This window comes from Sphingobium sp. DC-2 (genome assembly GCF_000722555.1).
Taxonomy (GTDB): domain Bacteria; phylum Pseudomonadota; class Alphaproteobacteria; order Sphingomonadales; family Sphingomonadaceae; genus Sphingobium; species Sphingobium quisquiliarum.
The window spans coordinates 62,722-83,374 of the sequence record NZ_JNAC01000165.1; the positions used below are offsets into that span (position 1 = coordinate 62,722).

Annotated in this window: 27 protein-coding genes; 12 read left to right on the forward strand and 15 right to left on the reverse strand. The window is 65.0% G+C overall.

Features of this window, described 5'->3' with window-relative positions:
• Positions 1-3: 3 nt before the first annotated feature.
• Complete coding sequence (locus ET21_RS0124245; RefSeq protein ID WP_030541697.1) at positions 4-735, reverse strand: folate-binding protein YgfZ; 732 nt, start codon at positions 733-735, stop codon at positions 4-6.
• Between the two features lie 49 nt (positions 736-784).
• On the opposite strand from ET21_RS0124245, the gene ET21_RS0124250 reads away from it, so the two are divergent.
• Positions 785-2,116: a dihydroorotase gene (locus ET21_RS0124250; protein WP_030541698.1), complete on the forward strand. Its 1,332-nt coding sequence runs from the start codon at positions 785-787 to the stop codon at positions 2,114-2,116.
• Positions 2,117-2,119: 3 nt separating this feature from the next.
• Here the strand turns inward: ET21_RS0124250 and rarD are convergent, their stop codons facing one another.
• Together rarD and ET21_RS0124260 are read right to left on the reverse strand one after the other, a co-directional pair.
• Positions 2,120-2,989 (reverse strand): EamA family transporter RarD, encoded by an 870-nt coding sequence (gene rarD, locus ET21_RS0124255; RefSeq protein WP_021237960.1) that lies wholly within the window; start codon positions 2,987-2,989, stop codon positions 2,120-2,122.
• A gap of 29 nt (positions 2,990-3,018) precedes the next feature.
• A complete protein-coding gene (locus ET21_RS0124260) occupies positions 3,019-3,240 on the reverse strand; it encodes a hypothetical protein (protein ID WP_030541699.1) in 222 nt (73 codons plus the stop codon).
• Between the two features lie 155 nt (positions 3,241-3,395).
• On the opposite strand from ET21_RS0124260, the gene ET21_RS0124265 reads away from it, so the two are divergent.
• The 6 genes from ET21_RS0124265 (at position 3,396) to ET21_RS0124290 (ending at position 7,523) form a co-directional block, all read left to right on the forward strand.
• The gene (locus tag ET21_RS0124265) at positions 3,396-4,142 is read left to right on the forward strand and encodes a hypothetical protein (RefSeq protein WP_030541700.1); all 747 of its coding nucleotides are present in this window, start codon (positions 3,396-3,398) and stop codon (positions 4,140-4,142) included.
• Positions 4,143-4,209: 67 nt separating this feature from the next.
• A complete protein-coding gene (crcB, locus tag ET21_RS0124270; protein ID WP_030541701.1) occupies positions 4,210-4,593 on the forward strand; it encodes a fluoride efflux transporter CrcB in 384 nt (127 codons plus the stop codon).
• Entirely contained in the window at positions 4,590-5,894 is a 1,305-nt protein-coding gene (locus ET21_RS0124275) for an RluA family pseudouridine synthase (protein ID WP_030541702.1), read from the forward strand. Before crcB ends, ET21_RS0124275 begins: the two co-directional genes overlap by 4 nt.
• On the forward strand, positions 5,891-6,550 hold the full coding sequence (locus tag ET21_RS0124280) for an HAD-IA family hydrolase (RefSeq protein ID WP_030541703.1): 660 nt from the start codon (positions 5,891-5,893) through the stop codon (positions 6,548-6,550). Before ET21_RS0124275 ends, ET21_RS0124280 begins: the two co-directional genes overlap by 4 nt.
• Complete coding sequence (locus ET21_RS0124285; protein ID WP_030541704.1) at positions 6,547-6,831, forward strand: hypothetical protein; 285 nt, start codon at positions 6,547-6,549, stop codon at positions 6,829-6,831. Before ET21_RS0124280 ends, ET21_RS0124285 begins: the two co-directional genes overlap by 4 nt.
• Positions 6,828-7,523, forward strand: coding sequence for an ATP12 family chaperone protein (locus ET21_RS0124290; RefSeq protein ID WP_030541705.1), 696 nt, complete (start codon positions 6,828-6,830; stop codon positions 7,521-7,523). The genes ET21_RS0124285 and ET21_RS0124290 overlap by 4 nt, the downstream gene beginning before the upstream one ends.
• Before the next feature lie 73 nt (positions 7,524-7,596).
• On the opposite strand, the gene ET21_RS0124295 is transcribed toward ET21_RS0124290, so the two are convergent.
• From ET21_RS0124295 to ET21_RS0124305, 3 genes are all read right to left on the reverse strand, one after another.
• A complete protein-coding gene (locus ET21_RS0124295; protein ID WP_030541706.1) occupies positions 7,597-8,268 on the reverse strand; it encodes a murein L,D-transpeptidase catalytic domain family protein in 672 nt (223 codons plus the stop codon).
• Positions 8,269-8,355: 87 nt separating this feature from the next.
• A complete protein-coding gene (locus tag ET21_RS0124300) occupies positions 8,356-8,646 on the reverse strand; it encodes a hypothetical protein (protein WP_021237969.1) in 291 nt (96 codons plus the stop codon).
• 3 nt (positions 8,647-8,649) lie between these two features.
• Positions 8,650-10,101, reverse strand: a complete 1,452-nt coding sequence (locus ET21_RS0124305) for a murein L,D-transpeptidase (protein ID WP_030541707.1) — start codon at positions 10,099-10,101, stop codon at positions 8,650-8,652.
• A 58-nt stretch (positions 10,102-10,159) separates the two neighbouring features.
• Here ET21_RS0124305 and ET21_RS0124310 point away from each other — a divergent pair, with 58 nt between their 5' ends.
• Entirely contained in the window at positions 10,160-11,071 is a 912-nt protein-coding gene (locus ET21_RS0124310) for a histone deacetylase (RefSeq protein WP_030541708.1), read from the forward strand.
• Between the two features lie 23 nt (positions 11,072-11,094).
• Here the strand turns inward: ET21_RS0124310 and ET21_RS0124315 are convergent, their stop codons facing one another.
• The 6 genes from ET21_RS0124315 to hisB all read right to left on the reverse strand — a co-directional run bounded on the left by ET21_RS0124315 (position 11,095) and on the right by hisB (position 14,906).
• Positions 11,095-11,667 (reverse strand): hypothetical protein, encoded by a 573-nt coding sequence (locus ET21_RS0124315; protein ID WP_030541709.1) that lies wholly within the window; start codon positions 11,665-11,667, stop codon positions 11,095-11,097.
• A gap of 65 nt (positions 11,668-11,732) precedes the next feature.
• Positions 11,733-12,059, reverse strand: a complete 327-nt coding sequence (locus ET21_RS0124320) for a phosphoribosyl-ATP diphosphatase (protein WP_021237973.1) — start codon at positions 12,057-12,059, stop codon at positions 11,733-11,735.
• A gap of 48 nt (positions 12,060-12,107) precedes the next feature.
• A complete protein-coding gene (hisF, locus tag ET21_RS0124325) occupies positions 12,108-12,872 on the reverse strand; it encodes an imidazole glycerol phosphate synthase subunit HisF (protein ID WP_030541710.1) in 765 nt (254 codons plus the stop codon).
• Between the two features lie 40 nt (positions 12,873-12,912).
• Complete coding sequence (gene hisA, locus ET21_RS0124330; RefSeq protein WP_030541711.1) at positions 12,913-13,650, reverse strand: 1-(5-phosphoribosyl)-5-[(5-phosphoribosylamino)methylideneamino]imidazole-4-carboxamide isomerase; 738 nt, start codon at positions 13,648-13,650, stop codon at positions 12,913-12,915.
• A 54-nt stretch (positions 13,651-13,704) separates the two neighbouring features.
• A complete protein-coding gene (gene hisH, locus ET21_RS0124335) occupies positions 13,705-14,322 on the reverse strand; it encodes an imidazole glycerol phosphate synthase subunit HisH (protein WP_021237976.1) in 618 nt (205 codons plus the stop codon).
• Positions 14,319-14,906 carry an imidazoleglycerol-phosphate dehydratase HisB gene (gene hisB, locus ET21_RS0124340; RefSeq protein ID WP_021237977.1) on the reverse strand — a complete coding sequence of 196 codons (588 nt, stop codon included), beginning with the start codon at positions 14,904-14,906 and terminating at the stop codon, positions 14,319-14,321. Before hisB ends, hisH begins: the two co-directional genes overlap by 4 nt.
• A 97-nt stretch (positions 14,907-15,003) precedes the next feature.
• Between hisB and ET21_RS0124345 the strand changes: the two genes are divergently transcribed.
• From ET21_RS0124345 to ET21_RS0124355, 3 genes are all read left to right on the forward strand, one after another.
• Positions 15,004-15,480, forward strand: a complete 477-nt coding sequence (locus ET21_RS0124345) for an SspB family protein (protein ID WP_021237978.1) — start codon at positions 15,004-15,006, stop codon at positions 15,478-15,480.
• A 66-nt stretch (positions 15,481-15,546) separates the two neighbouring features.
• On the forward strand, positions 15,547-16,932 hold the full coding sequence (fumC, locus tag ET21_RS0124350) for a class II fumarate hydratase (RefSeq protein ID WP_030541712.1): 1,386 nt from the start codon (positions 15,547-15,549) through the stop codon (positions 16,930-16,932).
• A gap of 40 nt (positions 16,933-16,972) precedes the next feature.
• Positions 16,973-17,323: a hypothetical protein gene (locus ET21_RS0124355; RefSeq protein WP_030541713.1), complete on the forward strand. Its 351-nt coding sequence runs from the start codon at positions 16,973-16,975 to the stop codon at positions 17,321-17,323.
• On the opposite strand, the gene ET21_RS0124360 is transcribed toward ET21_RS0124355, so the two are convergent.
• Positions 17,320-17,892: a DUF2585 domain-containing protein gene (locus ET21_RS0124360; protein WP_030541714.1), complete on the reverse strand. Its 573-nt coding sequence runs from the start codon at positions 17,890-17,892 to the stop codon at positions 17,320-17,322. The genes ET21_RS0124355 and ET21_RS0124360 overlap by 4 nt on opposite strands.
• Before the next feature lie 57 nt (positions 17,893-17,949).
• On the opposite strand from ET21_RS0124360, the gene gmk reads away from it, so the two are divergent.
• The gene (gene gmk, locus ET21_RS0124365) at positions 17,950-18,615 is read left to right on the forward strand and encodes a guanylate kinase (protein ID WP_021237982.1); all 666 of its coding nucleotides are present in this window, start codon (positions 17,950-17,952) and stop codon (positions 18,613-18,615) included.
• Here the strand turns inward: gmk and ET21_RS0124370 are convergent.
• Positions 18,603-19,688 carry a class I SAM-dependent methyltransferase gene (locus ET21_RS0124370; protein WP_030541715.1) on the reverse strand — a complete coding sequence of 362 codons (1,086 nt, stop codon included), beginning with the start codon at positions 19,686-19,688 and terminating at the stop codon, positions 18,603-18,605. The two genes, gmk and ET21_RS0124370, sit on opposite strands and share 13 nt — an antisense overlap.
• Positions 19,678-20,580, reverse strand: a complete 903-nt coding sequence (gene lgt / locus ET21_RS0124375) for a prolipoprotein diacylglyceryl transferase (RefSeq protein WP_021237984.1) — start codon at positions 20,578-20,580, stop codon at positions 19,678-19,680. Before lgt ends, ET21_RS0124370 begins: the two co-directional genes overlap by 11 nt.
• Positions 20,581-20,653 lie beyond the last annotated feature (73 nt).

Consider the following 20,653-nt stretch of genomic DNA (forward strand, 5'->3'; position numbering starts at 1 on the left):
TCGTTACAGAGGCGAAGGCATTGTTTGCGCGAGCCAGGGCGGCAGCGTCGCGGGATCGATATCCTCCACCCGGCGATGCTCGATCGACAGGCCAAGGTCGGGCAGCGCCGCGCGCTGGCGCTTTGCATCGGCGCTGGCGAGGGGAACCGCAACGAGCCGCCGGTTCACCTTGCTGCGATAATGCATGCGGGCGGTATTTTCCTGCCCCACATAGCAGCCCTTGTCATAATCGACGCCGCCCAGTTCCTCTGCATTGGCTTCCAGCCAGAGGGTCTGGTCCTGACCAAGCTCCGCCACGCCTTCGAACACGCCGAGCGAGAGGCGGTGCGCGCGGAAGGCGCCGCTCGCGTCACCCGGTTCCGGCGGCGCGATCCAGCGGTGGCCAAGGGCAGGAAGGCGCGGGTCGAGCGGTTTGCCGCTCTCCTCCAGCGACCAGTGGACGGCAAGAGCATCCTCCCGCGCTATCGCGACCTTGCGGCGCAGGCGGTAGAGCGTCAGCCGTTTGGCAAGGGCGTCGGCCTGCGATGCCTCGCAATCGATCAGCACATCATTGCCATCGCTCCAAAGGATGAAATCATAGAGCGCCTTGCCCTGCGGCGTCAGCAGCCCGCCCCAGCGCGGCTCACCGTCTTTCAGCGTCAACACATCGCGCGTCAGCAGTCCCTGAAGGAGGGGCCTGGCCTCTTCGCCTGAAATTCTAAGGAGCGCACGGTCGGTGAGGGTGGTGCCGGTCATCGGCTTTAGGTAGGACAGGCGGCGACCATATCCAAGCGGCGAGCATTTCATGTCCGAGACTTTTGACCTGATCCTGAAGAACGGCACCGTCCACACGCCCGGCGGGACGGAAAGCGTGGATGTCGGCGTGCGCGGCGGCAAGATCGCGGCGATCGGCAGCGGATTGGGCGATGCGGGCGAGGTGATCGATTGTACCGGGCTGGACGTGCTGCCCGGCTGCATCGACAGCCAGGTCCATTTCCGCGAGCCGGGGCTGGAGCATAAGGAAGACCTCGAATCAGGCAGCCGCGCCGCGGTGCTGGGCGGAATCACCGCCGTGTTCGAAATGCCAAACACCAATCCGAATACTGACAGCGCGGAACGGGTACGGGAAAAGCTCGATCGCGCGCATCATCGCATGTGGTGCGACCATGCCTTTTATGTCGGCGCGACGGCGGACAATGCGGAGGCGCTGAAGGAACTGGAGCGGATTCCGGGAACGGCGGGGGTCAAGATCTTCATGGGCGCATCGACCGGCAGTCTGCTGGTGGACGATGACGCCGCCCTGTCGCGCGTGCTGGCGAGCGGAACACGCCGCGTTGCCATCCATGCCGAGGATGAGGCGCGGATGAACGCGCGCAAGGATTTGCGGGTGGAAGGCGATCCTTCCTCTCATCCGGTGTGGCGCGACGATGAAAGCGCGATGATCGCGACGCAGCGGATCATTGGGCTTGCCCGCAAGGCGCGGCGGCGCATCCACATCCTGCATGTGACGACCCCGGCCGAACTGGAATATATCGCGCGGAACAAGGATATCGCCACTTGCGAGGTGACGCCGCAGCATCTGACGCTGGCGGCGGAGGACGCCTATCCGCGCCTTGGCAGCTATGCGCAGATGAACCCGCCGATCCGGTCGGCCGCGCATCGCGACGGGCTATGGCACTGGCTGGCGCAAGGCGTGCCCGATGTGCTGGGCAGCGACCATGCGCCGCATACGATCGAGGAAAAGGCCAAGCCCTATCCCAACAGCCCCAGCGGCATGCCGGGTGTGCAGACGCTGGTGCCGCTGCTGCTGAACCATGTGGCGGAGGGCAGGCTGTCGCTGCGCCGCTTCATCGAGCTGACCTCTTCGGGGCCGCAGCGCGTGTTCGGGCTGGTGGGCAAGGGACGGATCGCGCTGGGATATGATGCCGACTTTACCGTCGTCGATCTCAAGAAGCGGTGGACGGTGGGCAGCGACTGGCTGGCTTCGCGCTGCAACTGGTCGCCCTTCGAAGGGATGGAGCTGACGGGCAAGGCGGTGGGCACCATCATTCGCGGCCATCGCGTGATGTGGGAAGATGCGCTGGCCAACGAAGCGGTGGGCGAGCCCGTGCGGTTCGAAGCGACGGAGTTCGCCTAGCACCTAGGCCGCGGCAAGCTGGCTGCGGCGGGCGGCGGCCAGGCCGTCGCCCGCGAAGAGGATGAGGCCAAGCCAGATCAGGGCGAAGCTCGCCATCTGTCCGTGCGTCAGCTTCTCGCCATAGAGGAAGACGCCGCACAGGAATTGCAGCGTCGGCGCCAGATATTGCATCAGCCCCAGCGTCGACATGGGCAGGCGGATCGCCGCCATCGCGAAAAGGATGAGCGGCACGGTGGTCAATGCCCCGGACGCGACGAGCATGGCGGTGAGATAGGTGTTCGTGCCGAAGCTCATCCCGCCATGACTTGCCAGCCAGATCAGATAAGCGACGGCGAAGGGCGTCAGGATCAATGTCTCCGCGCCCAGCCCCGCCATGGGCGAGACGGGCGTCAGCTTGCGGATCAATCCATAGAAGGCGAAGCTCAGCGCCAGCACGACGCTGATCCACAATGTCGTAAGCGCAGCCGCCGCCATGATGGCGACGCCCAGGGCCGCCGCGCTTATGGCGAGCTTCTGCACGCGGCTGAGCCGTTCCTTGAGCACCAGCACGCCCAGCGCGACATTGACCAGCGGGTTGAGGAAATATCCAAGGCTTGCGGCTATGATGTGGTCGCCATTGACCGCCCAGACGTAGGTCAGCCAGTTGATGGCGATGAAGAAGGCCGATCCGGCGAGCGGCAACAGCAGCTTGCGGGTTCGGAGCGCCGTGGCGAGGGGTCCCAGACCCCGCCGCGCGGCGAGAAGCCCAAGGATCAGCAGCAGCGACCACAGAACGCGTTGGGAGACGACCTCGACCGGAGCGACTTCATGCAACAGCTTGAAGAAAATAGGCAGCAGGCCCCAGAGGCCATAGGCCGCAAGAGCCGCGAGCATGCCCGCCCGCAGTTCGGGATTATGCCCGGTCAGAGAAGGCCTCCGCCCACGAACAGGCGCAGCGCGCCGAATGCGGCGACGACCAGGCAGAAATTGCGGCCGCTCGTCCGGCTGGATGCCATGCCGATCAACGCGCCGAATAGCGCAAGCGGCACCAGCAGCCAGTTGAGGATCGCCACGAACGGCAGGATCGCGGGAATCATCAGGATGAGCGCGACGAGGCCGATCAGGATGGACAGTATGTTGAGCATCGCCGACACATGGCCATTCCGCAGCCCGTGAGCAAGCCGTCCGCGAAGGCCAATGCGCATCGACTGGCATCGCAGCTATTTTCCGCCGTTTACCAAAAAGCCTAACGGAAAATTAACTCGCGTTCTTCATGCCTTGTTTACGAAGGAGTGAGTCGATGGCGCGTTTCCAACTGGCCTGTGCGGCCGCGATGCTGCTGGTGCTGCCCCTGGGCGGATGCGGCAAGGGCGGCAAGGACGCCGATCTGAACGCGCTGGACGCGCAGCTTACGAACGATGCGGTTGACCCTGCGCTGAAAGGCGCGCTCGCCGGGCAGATCGTGGTCGATCCGAACCTGACGAAACAGTCGAACCGCAATGCCGTGCGCCCCGCCGACCGGCCAGCCAGCGCCACATTGCCGGTGTTGAAGGGCGACGCTGCCAAGGCGCTTGCCGAATCGGTGAAGCTGGCGGGCGGCAAGCTGCTGGCCGCGCCCGCTCCGTCGAAGGGCGAAGCGATGGAATCGACCACGACGCTGGCCGCGCTGGCGCGCGAACAGGCGCAACCCGGCGGGAACGCCTATTGCCGCAAGAAACTGACCTACGGCATGCAATGGGCCAGCCGCTTGCCCGATCCCTTTACCGTCTATCCCGGCGCGCAGCTGATGGAAGCGGCGGGCGCGGACAAGGATGGATGCACGCTGCGCGCGGCGACCTTCGTAACGCCGGTGCCACGCCAGAGCGTGATGGATTTCTACTATACCCAGGCGCGGCGATCGGGATTTGACGCCGAACATCAGATATTGGGCGGCAGCCATGTGCTGGGCGGCACCCGCAAGGATGATGGCAGCGCCTTCCTGCTGCTGTTCACCGACGCGCCTGGCGGCAGGACCAGTATAGACATCATTGCTGACCAGGGCCGCTGAGCCGCTGTCCGGCCTGCCGGAGATCGGCCCATTTCCTTTGCCGTGATTTCCCTCTAGGGCGGGCGGCATGAACAATATCCTTCTCGTCATGGGCGGCGGAGCCGTGGGCGCGCTCGGGCGGTATCAGCTTGGCCGCTGGTCGGGCCATCTGTTTCCTGGTGCTTCGTGGCCTTGGGGAACCTTCGCCGCCAACCTGCTGGGCGGCTTTGCCATGGGACTGGTCGCTGGCTGGCTGGCGCGCTTTCAGGGCGCGTCGGGCGAGTCCTTGCGCCTGTTGCTGGCCGTAGGGCTGCTCGGTGGCTTCACGACCTTCTCTTCTTTCAGCCTGGAAATCGTGCTGATGATCGAGCGGGGGCAGTTCGTCACCGCGTTTGCCTATGCCCTGCTCTCGGTGATTGGTGCCGTCGCGGCGCTGATCGGCGGCCTTAGTCTGATGAGGGCCTTCGCATGAAGGGGCGTCCACCGGGCAAGCCGCCTGCGCCGTCACGCGGTGGCCGCAAGCCAGGGAGCGGCGCTGCGCCGGGCCGGGCACGGGGTGGGGCAAAGGCAGCGCGCGCACGCAATCCCGAAGCGCCCAAGGCTGCGCCCAAGCCAGCCGCGAAGGCTCCGGTTGCAAAAGCCTCTCCGGCGAAAGGCGTATCGCTCGATGTCCGCCAATTCCGCGTCGGCGCCGACGATGACGGCATTCGCCTCGATCGCTGGTTCCAGCGGCATCTGCCGGATGTGGGCTTCAACACCGTGTCCCGCTGGGCGCGCACGGGGCAGTTGCGCGTCGATGGCGCGCGCGCCGCTCCGGGCGACAGGATCAGCGAAGGGCAGAGCATTCGCGTTCCTCCCGCCGAACCCAAGGCAGCCGAAACGGCAAAGCCTCGCCGCGTGCGGCCGCAGCTCAGCGAGGATCAGGTGGCTTTCGCGCAAAGCCTGGTCATCCATCGCGACGCTCAGGCGATCGTCATCAACAAGCCTCCCGGCCTTGCGACCCAGGGCGGCACGAAGACCGAAGATCATGTAGACGGCCTGCTGGATGCGCTGGAGTTCGATCTCGATCAGCGGCCCAAACTTGTCCACCGGCTCGACAAGGATACGTCCGGCGCGCTTCTGGTCGCCCGGACGGCGCGATCGGCGGCGTTCTTCGCAAAGGCCTTTTCCAGCCGCACCGCGCGTAAGGTCTATTGGGCGATCGTCATCGGCGTGCCGTCCATCGACGATGGGATGATCGAACTGCCCATCGCCAAGCAGCCGGGCACGGGCGGCGAGAAAATGCATGTGGATGAGGAGGAGGGGCTTCCCTCCCGCTCGCGCTATCGCGTGATCGAACGTGCCGGAAATCGCGCCGCATGGGTCGAATTGCAGCCCTATACCGGCCGCACCCATCAGCTGCGCGTCCATATGGCGGCGATCGGCCACCCTATCGTGGGCGACGGCAAATATGGTGGAAAGGATGCGTTCCTGTCCGGCACCATCAGCCGCAAGATGCACCTTCATGCGCGGCGCATTCGGGTGGATCATCCCGATGGCGGGCGCGTGGACGTGCGTGCGGAATTGCCCGAACATTTCGCGGCCAGCCTTGCGTCGCTGGGCTTCGACCTGTCGGCTGGCGACCTTCCGCTGGACGAGGAAATCGAACGGAAGCCGACGCGCGAGGATGAGAAGAAGGCGGCGCGCGCTCATGCCAAGCAGGTCCGCAAAGGCCGCCGGGGCGAGCGCCGGTCGCGTGGCGCGGGCGAAAGCCGGAGCCCGCGAAAGAAATGAGCAATCGCCTTGCCGTCTTTGATTGCGACGGCACGCTTGTGGATAGCCAGCACAGCATTTGCACCGCCATGACGCGCGCGTTCGAAGGGGAGAAGCTGGCCGCGCCCGATCGCGCCGCCATCCTGTCGGTCGTGGGACTGTCATTGCCGCTCGCGATTGCGCGGCTGCTGCCGGATGCCGAGGAAGATTATCACCTGCATCTGTCGGAAGGTTACAAGCGGGCCTTTCAGCATCTGCGCCGCGAAAATATGGTTTCGGAGCCGCTTTACCCCGGCATGGCGGCACTGATCCGGGATCTGGACGCTGACGGATGGCTGCTGGGCGTCGCAACCGGGAAATCCGATCGCGGACTGGCGCTGTGTTTGGAGCATCACGGCATCGCCGCGCATTTCGTCACGCTCCAGACCGCCGACCGGCATCCGTCCAAGCCGCACCCGTCCATGCTGCTGTCCGCCATGGCCGATGCTGGCGCTTCGCCGGAAACCACGGTGATGATCGGCGACACGAGCTATGACATCGACATGGCTCTGGCCGCTGGAACGCGCGCTCTGGGCGTTGGCTGGGGCTATCATCAGCCTGCCGAACTGGTGGCGGCGGGCGCGCATGGCGTGGCCATGGACAGCAGTGAATTGCATCGCCATATCCACGGCCAATGACTGACTCTTCTCCCCCGCCGCCGTCCCCGGCTGACCCTGAAAAGGTGGCCCGCCAGCGCTTCTTCGCGCTTGGCCTCTTCCGGCTTTCGGGCGCGATTATCGTGATGTTCGGCTTCCTCATTCTGATGCAGCGCTTCGACTGGGTTCAGGGCGGGAAGGCCAAGGCGATGGGGGCGATCTTCGTGATGGTCGGCCTGTTCCAGTTCGTGATCGTGCCGCGCCTGCTTCTGTCCCTGTTCCGCAAGCCCGCGCCCCGCGACAACGGGGAGCCGCGCCCGTGAAGCGCTTTTACACGCATGTCGCTGTCCTTGAAGGCGAGGCAGGTTTCGAGATTCATCTGGACGGGCGGCCGGTTCGCACGCCCGCTCGCGCGCCGCTGGCGTTGCCCAATGCGCCGCTGGCCGAAGCGATCGCTGGAGAATGGCGGGGACAGGGCGAACGCATCGATCCACGCTCCATGCCGTTCACCGGGCTGGCGAACGGCGCGATCGATCAGATCGCGGCCGATCGCGAAGGTTTCGCGGCCGGGATTGCGCGCTATGGCGAGAGTGATCTACTTTGTTATCGCGCCGAGGGGCCAGGCGAATTGGTCGCCCGTGAAGCGGCGGCATGGGACCCGCTGCTGGAGTGGGCGCGGCGGCGCTATGATGTGACGTTCCGCGTCACGCAGGGCGTCATTCCCGTTGAGCAACCGGCCGAAACGCTGGAGCGGCTCGGTGCGGCGGTGGGGGCGTTCGATCCATTCACCCTGGCGGGGCTGTCGACGCTGGTCACGCTTTCGGGATCTCTGGTGTGCGGCCTCGCCATTGTGGAGGGCGGTCATGACGGCGATGCGATCTGGTCAGCGGCGGAAATCGACGAAGCCTGGGAAGTCGAACAATGGGGAGAGGATGCCGAAGCCGCCGCGCGCTCTGCCCGGCGAAGGGCTGAGTTCGGCATGGCGCATGCCTTTTGCGCTCTGATACGGGGTTAGGGCAACGGGCGCGACAGGCTTAGCCCGACACAGGTTAAGCAATGTAGAAGGTCTGGCGCTGGCCCATTATGCCTCAGGCGACGCCCGAAGTCAGCTTGTTCGCGTAGAGCAGCCGCCCCGGTCCGAGCAGGCCGAGCAATTGCGGCAGCATATGACGCGCGACGGCAAAGCAGCCTTCACTGCGGCCGACCTTGCCCCAGGTGGCGATGTGGTTTTCGCTGACATAATCCGCGCCATGGATGACGATCGCGCGCATTTCGGCATTGTTGTTCTGCGGGTCGAGCCCAGCCAGGCGCATCGCCCGGCCATGCTGGCCTTCATAGATCGTGCCGGTCTTATACGCTCCCGCGCTGCTGGCCAGCGAGTTGGGTTCGTTGGAGAAGCTTTGCAGCCAGCCGGAATGTTCCGGGTCCGATCCCCGGCCGTGAGCCACCAGATAGGAACTGGCATGTCCGCCGACGAGATCGACGATATGGAAACGCAGTTCCCGCGAAGGGGCGTTGAAGTCCGCCAGCGCCACGCGGTCGCGCAGCTCGAACATATGCTGATGCTCGTCCAGCGCGGCCTTGGCGCGGTCGAGCAGCTTTGCATAAGGCTGGTTGGCGAGCGGTCCGGGGACCGGCGGCTTGGGGACGGGCGGCGGTGCGGGCTGTGGCGCCACGGGCATTGCGCGTCCGGCACTGTCGGCGAGAAATGAAAATGCGAGCCCGCTTAAAGCGAGCTTCGTAAAACTACGGCGATCCATGGAACCTATATAACAAATCGAATGCCCCGCTCCAAGGGCGGGATCAACGGCTGGCCGCCCTTCTGCGGCGAACGGCCAGCCTTTGCGTCAGTCCGTGGCGTTGCTGGCGTCGTCAGCGCTGCGGTCCAGCCGTGCGGTCATGCCGGTCGCTTCGGCATCATCCAGAATCTGCTGCTGTTCCGAAATGGACGGCGGCGGAGCAGGTTCGGGCGCTGACGCATTGTTGCCGGGCGGGGGCAGGGGCGCTTCGGGCTCCTCGACGATTACATTTTCCACCGGCGGTTCGACCAGATTGTTGACCACGGGTTCTTCTTCCTTCTTGCCGCAAGCGGACAGGGCAAGGGCGCCGGCGAGTGCGGCAAGAGCGATGATGCGCATGGATCAGTCCTTTGATGCGATGGCGGGCGATGGTGCGGCGGTGGGATCGAGACGGCGGCTCGACGCCTCGATCTTCTGGGCGAGCAGCTTGTCCCAGCCATAGGGATCGGAACGGAAGTTCATCGTGCCGTTGCTGCTGGCGAAGGCGGTCCAGTAGAGGAGGTAGACGGCGACCTCCTTGGGCAATTGCACCCGCTGGGTCTTGCCGGTGTCGATCAGCGCCTGGACCTTCCCCGCCAGATCGGGATTGCCAGCGACCATCAGCTCGGCAAGCGGCACCGGCTTTTCCAGACGGATGCAGCCGTGGCTGGCGAGCCGGTCGTAGCTGGCGAACTTGGCGCGCGCGGGCGTGTCATGCAGATATACGGCGAAGGGATTGTTGAAGTCGAACTTCAAGCGGCCGAGCGCGCTGTTGGGACCGGCGGGCTGCACGATCCGTTCCCCGGTTTCGGGTGTGCCGACGATCTTGTAGCCCTGCCGCTTCAAGGCCGCGCGGCCCTTTGGCCACAATTCCTTCTTCGCGATCGAGGCGGGCACGTTCCACGGCGGATTGATGACGATCGAATGAATGCTGGACGACAGCATGGGCGTCGCATTGTCCGGCGCGCCCGTGACAGCGCGCATGGAGGTGACGGGCTGGTCGCCTTCGAACAGCGTCAGCACCGCCGCGGCGATGTTCACCTGCACGCGATTGACCGGCAATTGGCGCGGCATCCAGCGCCACCTTTCCATATTGGCCATGATGGCGGCGATGCGATCATCCACCGGCACGTTGAGTTCGCGCAGCGTGCGCGTGTCGAGCAGCCCGGTCGGATTGAGGCCATAGCGGCGTTGCGCCCGTTGGAGCGCGTCGACCAGATTTTCGTCCGGCTGCACGCTCTTGTCCTCGATCATCAGCCGCTTGCGGATGGCGTCGGGCGAGGACTTGGCGGTGAGCGTGGGCCAGCCGCCTTCATCCCGGATGCGTTCATAGGTGGCGAGCCCCCGGCGCAGGCCGTCATAGCCCGCATAAGGCGGCGTGAGGCTGCTCACCCACTGGGGCAGGCGGTCTTCGGCAATGGCGCGGGCGAGGCCGGGACGCGGATCGAACGGAGCGGGGCGAAGCGCCCAGATTTGCAGGAAGTCGGCCGTATCGACGCGGCCGGTGCTGAGCGCCTTCGCCCGGTCAAGGACGGCGGATACCAGCGCATCGCCGCTCAGCCGTTGGCTAGCCTTGCTGCGGGCCATCAATCCTTCCTTCGTGCCCCCTTTCAACCAGTCGTTGAGCCAGCTTTCCTGCGCGGCCGACATGGGCGGGATCGGCACTGGCGGCATGACTGTGACCGGCGGCGGAACGACGGACTGCGTGGCGGGCGGCAGGGTGGGGGACACTGCCGGAGGCTGCGCCAACAGGGGCGCGGCGGCCACGGCGAGCAGGGAAGAGACGGATAAACGGATCAAATTGGGACGGTTCATGCTGGACCAGATAGCGCAAAGCCCTCATCCTTCAAACTCGCCTTTGCGGAAAAATATGATGCTGCATGTCGTTCACCATCCCGCCTATGTCTCTGCGGCAACAGCGGGAAGCAGTTTCCGCTTCGACAAATATGGGCTGGTGATGGAGGCGCTCGCGCAAAGCGGAGCGGCGTTTCTGGTCCATGAACCTGCCCCCATGCCGCTGCCATGGATCGAGGCGGTGCACGATCCTGGCTATGTGGCGGAAGTGATGGCGCTGAACGTCCCGCGCGACAAGGAGCGCCGCATCGGCTTTCCGGTCACCGCGCATGTCAGGCGCCGCTCGCTTCTGTCGCCCGGCGGCACATGGCTGGCGGCGAAGCTGGCGCTGGCGCATGGCTATGCGGCCAATGCGGCGGGCGGAAGCCATCACGCGCTGTATGACAGCGGCGCTGGATATTGCGTGTTCAATGACCTGGCCATCGCGGCCGACCGGCTGATCGCGGAGGCTGACGCGCGGCGCATCCTCATATTGGACCTTGATGTGCATCAGGGTGACGGGACCGCACAGTTGATGGCGGGCAGGGATGATGTCTTCACCCTGTCCATTCACGCCGAAAAGAATTTCCCGGTGCGAAAGGCGCGGTCGTCGCTGGACATTCCACTTGCCGATGGGACGGATGACGATAGCTATATGGAGGCGCTGACGGGCGTATTGCCCAAGGTGCTGGACGCGTTCGCGCCCGATCTCATCCTCTATCAGGCGGGCGTGGACGCGCATGGGGAGGATCGTCTGGGCCGTCTGTCGCTGACCGATCATGGGCTTGAGCAGAGGGATCGCGCGGTGATGCTGGAGGCGAGGCTGCGCGCCATTCCCGTCGCCAGCACCATGGGCGGCGGCTATGGCGCTGACCGCATGGCGATCGCGCGGCGGCATGCGGCCTGCATGGTCCGGCTGGCGGAGGAATGCCTGCGCCATGCCCCCGCATGAGCCGGAGCATGGCGCGGAGCCGGTCAGTGCATGGTCGAAGGAGGCACGACTGCCTCCTGCCTGTGACCCATCACCCTGGCGGCGATCAAACCGGCGGCGGCGAGCGCGACGAAATCGCTGAACGCCAGATAGAGCATGTAGCCCCACGGCGCATGGTTGAAGACCGACTGTCCGATATGCAGCCATAGCACGGCCGCGATGGCGAACAGGATGGTCAGGCGCGCGCGGCTGCCGAAGTCGGCGGCGACGAAGCGCAGCGCAAGGGCGATCAATATGCCGACCGCGAGCGCCAGGATGAACCCGCCGATCAGCGCCGCGCTGTCAGTGACGGGAAAGCCGCTGCTATTATAGAAGACGGTGGCGACCGGCCCCCTGCCGTAAAGTATGGTGCCCTGTGCGGTCGCCGGATCGGGGATGACATAGACGCCCGTGCCATTGGGAGTGAGCGCCTGCGCCAGCGCCGCCTGGAGGTTGGCGCTCGCCTGTCCATCGGCGCGATGATAGGCGAGGGCGCTCAGCGGCGTGCCCCAGAATATGAAGCCGATGATGTACATGGCGATGCCGCCCACTACGCCGCCTGCGATCGACCTGACCATATACGCTCCTGTCCCTGTTATCGATGTGACAGGAGGAACGCTGCGGAGCCGGAATATTTCCGGCGCTAGGCTTGGTCGCTCGCGCGCGCAGCCTTTTCAGCAATCCCCGAAACGCCTTCGCGCCGGTCCAGTTCGTCCAGCACGGCATCGAACGGAACGTCCAGATCGGCAAGCAGGATGAGCAGGTGGAACAGCAGGTCGGCGCTTTCACCGATCAGACCCTCACGGTCGGCAGCCATGGCGGCGATAACCGCCTCCACCGCTTCTTCGCCGACCTTCTGCGCGATCTTGGCACGGCCACGGCCCGTCAGCTTCGCCACATAGGATTGGCCGGGGTCGGCGGTCCGCCGTTGATGGATGGTCTTTTCGAGATCGGACAGGGTTGAGCGCATGGCGTCTTTCAAAGCCTCAGTCGCGTGGGGGCGTCAACCGAAAGTTGGTCAACTCCTGCGGACCGGAACGCCTGCGGCGGCCAGCGCCGCATGCGCTTCCGCCACCGTATGCTGGCCGAAATGGAAGATGGACGCGGCCAAGACCGCGCTCGCATGGCCTTCGATCACGCCTTCGACCAGATGCTGGAGCGTTCCCACGCCGCCGCTTGCGATGACGGGGATCGATACCGCATCGGCAATGGTGCGGGTAAGGGCAAGGTCGTATCCCGCCTTCGTCCCGTCGCCGTCCATCGACGTGACCAGCAACTCGCCAGCGCCAAGCTCCGCCAGGCGGATCGCATGTTCCACCGCATCGATGCCGGTCGGCTTGCGGCCGCCATGGGTGAAGATTTCCCAACGGTTCGCGGCCACGCGCCGCGCATCGACCGATCCGACGACGCACTGGCTGCCGAAGCGATCGGCGATGTCGGCGACGACTTCGGGCCGGGATACGGCGGCGCTGTTGACCGCCACCTTGTCCGCTCCGGCGAGCAGCAGGGCGCGCGCATCGTCCGGGCTGCGAACGCCTCCACCGACTGTCACAGGCATGAAGCAGACTTCGGCCGTGCGGCGGACCACATCCAATATGGTGCCGCGCGCTTCATGGGTGGCGGTGATGTCGAGGAAGCAGAGTTCATCCGCCCCGGCCGCGTCATAGACGCGCGCCTGCTCCACCGGATCGCCAGCGTCGCGCAGGTCCACGAAATTGACGCCCTTGACCACGCGGCCGTTGGCGACGTCCAGGCAGGGGATGACGCGGGTGCGGACTGTCATCGGAGCGCCTTCTTCCAGCAGCAGGCGGTGGAGAAGCCGGTCACGCTGCCGCCTTTGCGATCGACAGGGCGGTCTTGAGATCCAGCCGGCCGTCATAGAGCGCGCGGCCGGTGATCACGCCTTCAATTCCCTCGTCGGCATGCAGGCTGAGCACGCGAATATCGGCAATGCCAGCAACGCCGCCGCTGGCGATCACCGGGATGTCCGTGGCCCGCGCCAAGTCAACGGTCGCATCGATGTTGCAGCCTTTCAGCAAGCCGTCGCGGCCGACGTCGGTGAACAGCAGGCTGGCGACGCCCGCATCCTCGAAGCGGCGCGCAAGGTCGGCCACGGGCATGTCGGACTTTTCCGCCCAGCCGTCCGTCGCGACAAAGCCATCCCGCGCATCGACGGCGACGACGATGCCGCCGGGAAAGTCGCGCGCGGCGGCTTTGACGAACTCCGGGTCCTTGAGCGCAGCGGTGCCGATGACGATGCGGGACACGCCAAGGTCGAACCAGCGCTCCACCGCTTCCCGATTGCGGATGCCGCCGCCGAGCTGCACATGACCGGGGAACGCCTCCACTATGCGCTCGACCGCCTCCGCATTGACCGCGCGGCCAGCGAAACTCCCGTCGAGATCGACCACGTGGAGATGCTGGGCGCCAGCTTCGGCGAACAGCAACGCCTGCGCGGCGGGATCGTCACCATAGACGGTGGCGCGGTCCATGTCGCCTTCTGCAAGGCGCACGACCTGTCCGGCCTTGAGGTCGATAGCGGGGAAGACGATGAGGGACATTCTATTATCCAGAAAAGCCAAGAGGAGCGATCGCCCGCGTAAAGCTGCCTAACGTCACGGACGCCACTCCAGGAAGCGGGAGAGGAAGGAGAGGCCGTAAGCCTGGCTCTTTTCCGGGTGGAACTGGCAACCGATCACCGTGTCGCGCGCGACGGCGGCAACCAGCGGGCCGCCATGCTCCGTCACCGCAGCGACATCGGCCGGGTCCGTCACTTCAAAATGATAGCTATGCAGGAAATAGGCTTCTCCGGCTGCGAGCAGCGGCGGCGATCCCTGAAGGATCACATCGTTCCAGCCCATGTGCGGCACCTTGATCGCGGGATCGGAGGGCTCGATCAGGCGAACGGTTCCGGGAATCCAGCCAAGCCCCTCATGCCGCCCGAATTCCTCGCCTGCTTCGGCGAGCAGCTGCATGCCGACGCAGACGCCAAGGAAGGGGGTGCCATGGCCGTGGACCGCATCGTTCATCGCCTCGACCATGCCGGGGATGGCCACCAGCGCGTCGCGGCAGGCCCGGAACGCGCCGACGCCCGGCAGGACGATGCGGTCCGCCCTGGCTACGGCATCGGGATCGCCGGTGATGACGACATCGTCCGCACCCGCCTTGCGCAGGGCGTTGTAGACCGAATGAAGGTTGCCCGCGCCATAGTCGATGAGGGCGAGCGCGGTCACAGCATCCCCTTGGTCGAAGGAATGGCGTCGGCCTTGCGCGGGTCGATCTCCACCGCCTGCCGCAGCGCGCGGGCAAGCCCCTTGAAGCAGCTTTCCACGATATGGTGGTTGTTGCTGCCGTAGAGATTTTCGACGTGCAGCGTGATCCCGGCGGCCTGCGCGAAGCTGTGGAACCAGTGCTCGATCATCTCGGTATCCCATTCGCCCAGGCGCTGGACGGTGAAGGAAGCCTTGAACACCAGCCAGGGGCGGCCGGAAATATCGAGCGAGACGCGGGTCAGCGTTTCATCCATCGGCGAATAGACGCTGCCGTAGCGGGTGATGCCGCGCTTGTCGCCCAGAGCCTTTGCCACCGCCTCACCAATCGCGATCGCCGTGTCCTCGGTCGTGTGGTGCTGGTCGACATGCAGGTCGCCGACCGTCTTCACATCCATGTCGATCAGCGAGTGACGCGAGAGCTGTTCGATCATATGATCGAGAAAGCCGATCCCGGTGGACACGGCATAGACGCCCGTCCCATCCAGGTTGAGGGTCACGTCGATCTGCGTTTCCGCAGTGTTGCGGTGAATTTCGGCCGTGCGCATGGCTGCGCCCTATACCCAAGTGGGCGCTCTATGCAATGTGGCGTTGCATGATGGGGCGCACTTGACCAGCGGCGTCGCGCCGTTAGGACATTCACCCATGAGCGAAGACCTGCCCGACAGCCTGATTCCCTATGATGAAATCGTTCAGGAGGCGCTGCGGGCCGTGGTCGGCCGCGTGCTCGGCGAAGTGGAACGATCCGGCGGCCTGCCGGGCAACCATCATTTCTACATCACCTTCAAGACGCAGGCGGTGGGCGTCGACATTCCCAGGCATCTGGTCGAGCGCTTTCCCGACGAAATGACCATCGTGCTCCAGAACAAGTTCTGGGACCTGAAAGTCAGCGAGGACGCGTTCGGCGTCAGCCTGACCTTCAACCAGGTGGCGGCCCATCTCCATATCCCGTTCGCCGCCATCACCGCCTTTGTCGATCCGGCGGTCAACTTCGCCCTGCAATTTCAGGTGCAGGCGGATGAAGCGCCCGAACCGCATGAAGAGGCCGAGAATGACGCGCCTCAGGTCAAGAGCGAAGACGGGTCGAACGTCGTCACGGTGGATTTCGGCAAGAAGAAATAGGGGCTGGCGGACTGCGGGTCCGTTCCCCAGATTGGCCGCGTCCCGGATGAAAGAGGGGAGTGCGCCTTGACTGACACCCGTATCGAAACCGACAGCATCGGCCCCGTCGATGTGCCCGCAGATGCCTATTGGGGCGCGCAAACACAGCGCAGTATCGAGAATTTTCCTTTCGGGGCCGAAGAACGCATGCCCATAGGCATCGTTCATGCCCTCGCCATCGTGAAGCAGGCGGCGGCGCGGGTGAACCGGCTGCACGGGCTGGACAGCTCCATCGCCGATGCGATCGAAGCCGCCGCGCGGGAGATCATCCAGGGGCGGCACGATGATCAGTTTCCGCTGGTCATCTGGCAGACGGGCAGCGGCACCCAGTCGAACATGAACGTCAATGAGGTGATCGCCGGGATCGCCAACGAGGCGCTGACTGGCCAGCGCGGAGGCAAGGCGCCGGTTCATCCCAACGATCATGTCAATATGAGCCAGTCGTCCAACGACAGCTTTCCCACGGCGCTGCACATAGCAGCGGCGCGGGCGGTCACCGGCGCATTGTTCCCGGCGCTCGACCGGCTGCACGACGCATTGGACGAGAAGGCGAAGGCGTGGGTGGGAATCGTGAAGATCGGGAGAACGCATCTTCAGGATGCCACTCCGCTGACGCTAGGGCAGGAATTTTCCGGCTACGCTCACCAGCTTTACCGCTGCCGCAAGCGGATAGAGCCTGCCGCGCTGCATGGGATGATGGCACTGGCGCAGGGAGGAACGGCGGTGGGCACCGGCCTCAATGCCCCCGATGGCTTCGGCGCGGATGTGGCGAGGGAGATCGCCGCCATCACCGGCATGCCGTTCCGCACCGCCGACAACAAGTTCGAGGCGCTCGCATCCAACGACCCGCTGGTGCATTTGTCCTCCGCCCTGGCGACGCTGGCGGTCGCGCTCACCAAGGTCGCCAATGACATTCGCCTGCTGGGCAGCGGGCCGCGATCGGGCCTTGGAGAGCTGGACCTGCCCGCCAACGAGCCGGGCAGTTCGATCATGCCGGGCAAGGTCAACCCGACCCAATGCGAGATGCTGACCATGGTCGCCGCTCAGGTGATCGGCAATCATCAGGCGGTGACCGTGGGCGGACTTCAAGGGCATCTGGAGCTGAATGTCTTCAAGCCGATGATCGGCGCGGCGGTCCTGCGATCCATCCATCTGTTGAGCGTTGGAATGGACAGTTTCGCGCAGCGCTGTGTCGAGGGGTTGGAGGCGAATGAAGGGCGCATCGCCGAACTGGTCGACCGGTCCCTGATGCTGGTGACGGCGCTTGCCCCCGAGATCGGATATGACAATGCCGCGAAGATCGCCAAACATGCGCATGCGAACGGATTGACGCTCAAGGAAGCCGGGCTGGCGCTGGGTCTTGTCGATGAAGCGGCGTTCGACCGATTGGTGCGGCCGGAAAATATGGTGTGACGGTGGCGGAACCGCGCGGGGTTCGATACATTGACGCATCATGAAGAAGAAGCCCCTTGCCTCTCAACCGCTTGTCACCATTCGCCCGCCGCGCAAGGCGGGGCTGCTGCGAAAGACGGCGCGCCTGGGCGCCACCGTCGTTGCCGCGCGAGTCGCGGCGGCGACGGGCAAGAAGGGCGTCGTCGGGCTGATCGCCGGAGTCGGGGCCAAGCGGGTGATCATGCGTTACCCCATGGGCGCCTTGTTCGTGACGGGCGCTTATCTGGCGGGCAAGGCCTATGAGGCGAAGCGCGAGGCCGATCGCAAACGGGCCGTGCGCGCCCTGCTGGACAAGAGCGGCGAACAGGTCCTGATCGAAGCGCCCGCGCCGGACAAGAGCAGCGCATCCTAAAGCGCCGATTGCCATTGCTTTACGGCCTCGATGGGCCACGCCAGCATCAGTACGTTCAGCGTCAGATTGTCGCGGATCACATAGAGCGCGACCAGTTCCATCGCGATGGCGGCAAGGATGGTGACGGCGGCCGGGGCGCGGGCGGCGAACAGGAAGCCCAGCGTCATCATCCCTATATCGCTCATGGAATTGATGATGGTGTCGCCGCTATAGCCAAGCGCGATCGTGGCAGTGCGGTAGCGATCGATGATGATGGGGGAGTTTTCCAGTATCTCCCAGGCTGATTCGATCGCCACAGCCAGCGCAAGGCGCGGCCCCAGCGGCTGGCGGCGCATCAGCAGGCGCGCGGCGGCGTAGAAGAGGAAGCCGTGGATTATATGGCTGAGGCTGTACCAGTCGGCGATATGCTGGCTGTTGCCGCTGTCGAGCGCGCCATGCCACAATTCGATGTGGCCGCAGGTGCAGATTGGCGGACGCGCCATCAGGGACAGCAGGGCGCAGGCCAGCAGCGCCACGGCGGCGGCGATCAGGAATCCGCGCCGGTTTCGCGCCCGTTTGCTTTTCGACAATTGCTTTCCCCCTCCGCGGCCCCTTGCCAAATCCCGCGCGCGGCGTCACTAGCGGCCATGGCCGACAGCATTCCCACCGAAACGCCCGATTTCAAGCGGCGCGGCGTGCTCTTCGTACTTTCGTCTCCCTCCGGCGCGGGCAAGTCCACGATCGCGCGCAAGCTGCTCGCGGCCGAGCCTGACCTTGCCATGTCGGTATCGGCGACCACCCGCCCGATGCGGCCGGGGGAGGTCGAGGGCCGCGATTATCATTTCGTCGATCTGGAAGAGTTCCGCCGGATGACGGCGGACCATGAGTTTCTGGAATGGGCCCATGTCTTCGGTCAACGCTACGGAACGCCGCGCGCGCCGGTCGAAGCGATGTTGAAAAGCGGGCGCGATGTCCTGTTCGACATTGATTGGCAGGGCGCGCAGCAGTTGCACCAGATCGCCGGTGGCGACGTGGTGCGCGTCTTCATCCTGCCGCCATCCATGCAGGAACTGGAAAGGCGTCTGCGCGGCCGGGCGACCGACAGCGAGGAAGTGATCGAGGGCCGTATGTCGCGCGCCGCCAACGAGATCGCGCACTGGGATGGCTATGACTATGTGCTGTGCAACGTCGATGCGGACGATTGCTTCCGGCGAGTCCAGACCATTCTGCATGCCGAGCGGATGAAGCGCAGCCGCCAGACGGGCCTGATCGGCTTCATCCGCAAGCTCAGCCGCTACCATCAGGAAGACTGAGCAGGCGCTTCGAATCCGGCCGGGTCCACCCATTGGGGGTGCACCAGCGCCATCACCTTGAACAATGTGCCCATCGCGTCGTCAGCGGTCAGGCGGTGGCGCGCAGCTTCCACATCGGCGGCGCGGGCGGGCGTGGTGCGCGCGAGCTGATCGGCGCGGGCGTCGATGCCGAGCTGGCGCAGGAATTCGCCCTGGCCGACCGGTCCGAGCACACGCAACCCCGCCTGCCGCGCCATGTTGCCGATCATGGTGAAGTCGACATGAGTGGTAAGATCGCTCTCGCCCGGATCGGCGAAGGGGTCGGCGAAACGATGCCCGCGCACGGCCTGCAACGTGTCGCCGACCGCAGGGCCTTCATAGCCATAGTCGATGATGATCGCGGCGCCGCCCTGCCGCGCGATGCGGGATGCGAGGTCGAGGGCGATCGCTGCTCCCGCCATCGGCACTTCGAGGATGGAGCCTTCCGGCGCATCGGCGGCGATCGCCGGAATGCCCGATTCAACGCGGCGATAGCCCGGCATGGGGAGGAAATGATCCTCATCATCCACGGTGGAGCGGATCACGACCCTCTCGCGCCATTCATTGCCGGCTCTCACATATTGTCGAACGGGCAGGGCATCGAAAAATTCGTTGGCAACGACCAGTAGCGGGACATTATCCGGCAATCCGGCGACGTCATCGCAATGGCAGGCGTTGGGAACGGCCGCCTGCTGGCGTTCGCGCAAGGTGGGGCTGGTCTCGACAAAGCGCACTTCGGGAGTGAAGCCGACGCTGGCCATGGCGCGAAGGGCGTCGGCGGCCAGCGTGCCGCGTCCGGGGCCGAGTTCGGCATAGAGAGAATGCGGACGGCTGCCGGAGCGCATCCAGACATCGGCGAGGCAGAGGCCAACCAGTTCGCCGAACATCTGGCTGATTTCCGGGGCGGTCGTGAAATCCCCGGCGGCGCCCAGCGGGTCGCGGGTACCGTAATAATGCTGGTTGGCCTCAGCCATATAATGGGCGATCGTGATCGGACCGCCGGAATCGATCTGCCGCGCGAGCCTTTGGGCAAGCGTCAGCGCGTCAGCTGACACTTGCGCTTCCCGCGATGGGTTCCACACGCACGCGGCGGCCTTTTGCCGTGACGATCAGATAGAGGCCGCCCACGATCATCGGCACGCACAGCCACTGACCCATGTGGAGGCCGGTACGGGCGGCGAATTCCATCAGTTGCGCGTCGGCTTCCCGATAAAATTCGACGCAGAAGCGGAAGAGGCCGTAGCCGAGCAGGAAAATGCCCACCAGCATGCCCGGCTTGTAGCGCGCCCGCGTCTTCCAGAAGGCGAACGCCAGGATCAGGAACAGCAGGAGGCCTTCCAGCGCGGCTTCGTAAAGCTGGCTCGGGTGGCGGGGGAAGGGGCCTCCGGTCGGGAAGACGATCGCCCAGGGGACATCGGTTTCCTTGCCCCACAGTTCGCCATTCACGAAATTGGCCAGACGGCCGAAGAAGAGGCCGAAGGGGACGCAGCAGGCGACATAATCATGGATGCGCAGCCAGCTAAGCTTTTCCTTGCGCGCCATGTAGAGGATGCCGAGCGAAACGCCGACAACGCCGCCGTGGAAGGACATGCCGCCATTCCACAGCTTGAAGATGTCGAGCGGATTGCGGAGGATTTCCGGCTGGTAGAAGAGGACATAGGCCAGCCGCCCGCCGATGATGATGCCGAGCGTCGCGTAGAAGATCATGTCGTCGGCATGCCGCCGCGCCATGGGCGATCCGGGCTGCGCGACGAGCTTGAGCAGATACCAGTAGCCGACGAGGATGCCCGCGAGATAGGCGAGGCTGTACCATTTAAGCGTGAAGAAGCCGAGGTCGAGCGCAACGGGGCTGAGCCCCAGCTGGTCGAAATGGATGGCGCCGGACGCCGCGGCGGCAAGGTCTAGGATCAACTTATCGTTCCCCCTTGGGAAATTCGCACCCGCCATAGATCAGGTCGGGGGGAATAGGAAAGGGGCAAGGCACGGATCAGGGTGACAAAGGTGACACGATGAAGGCGCA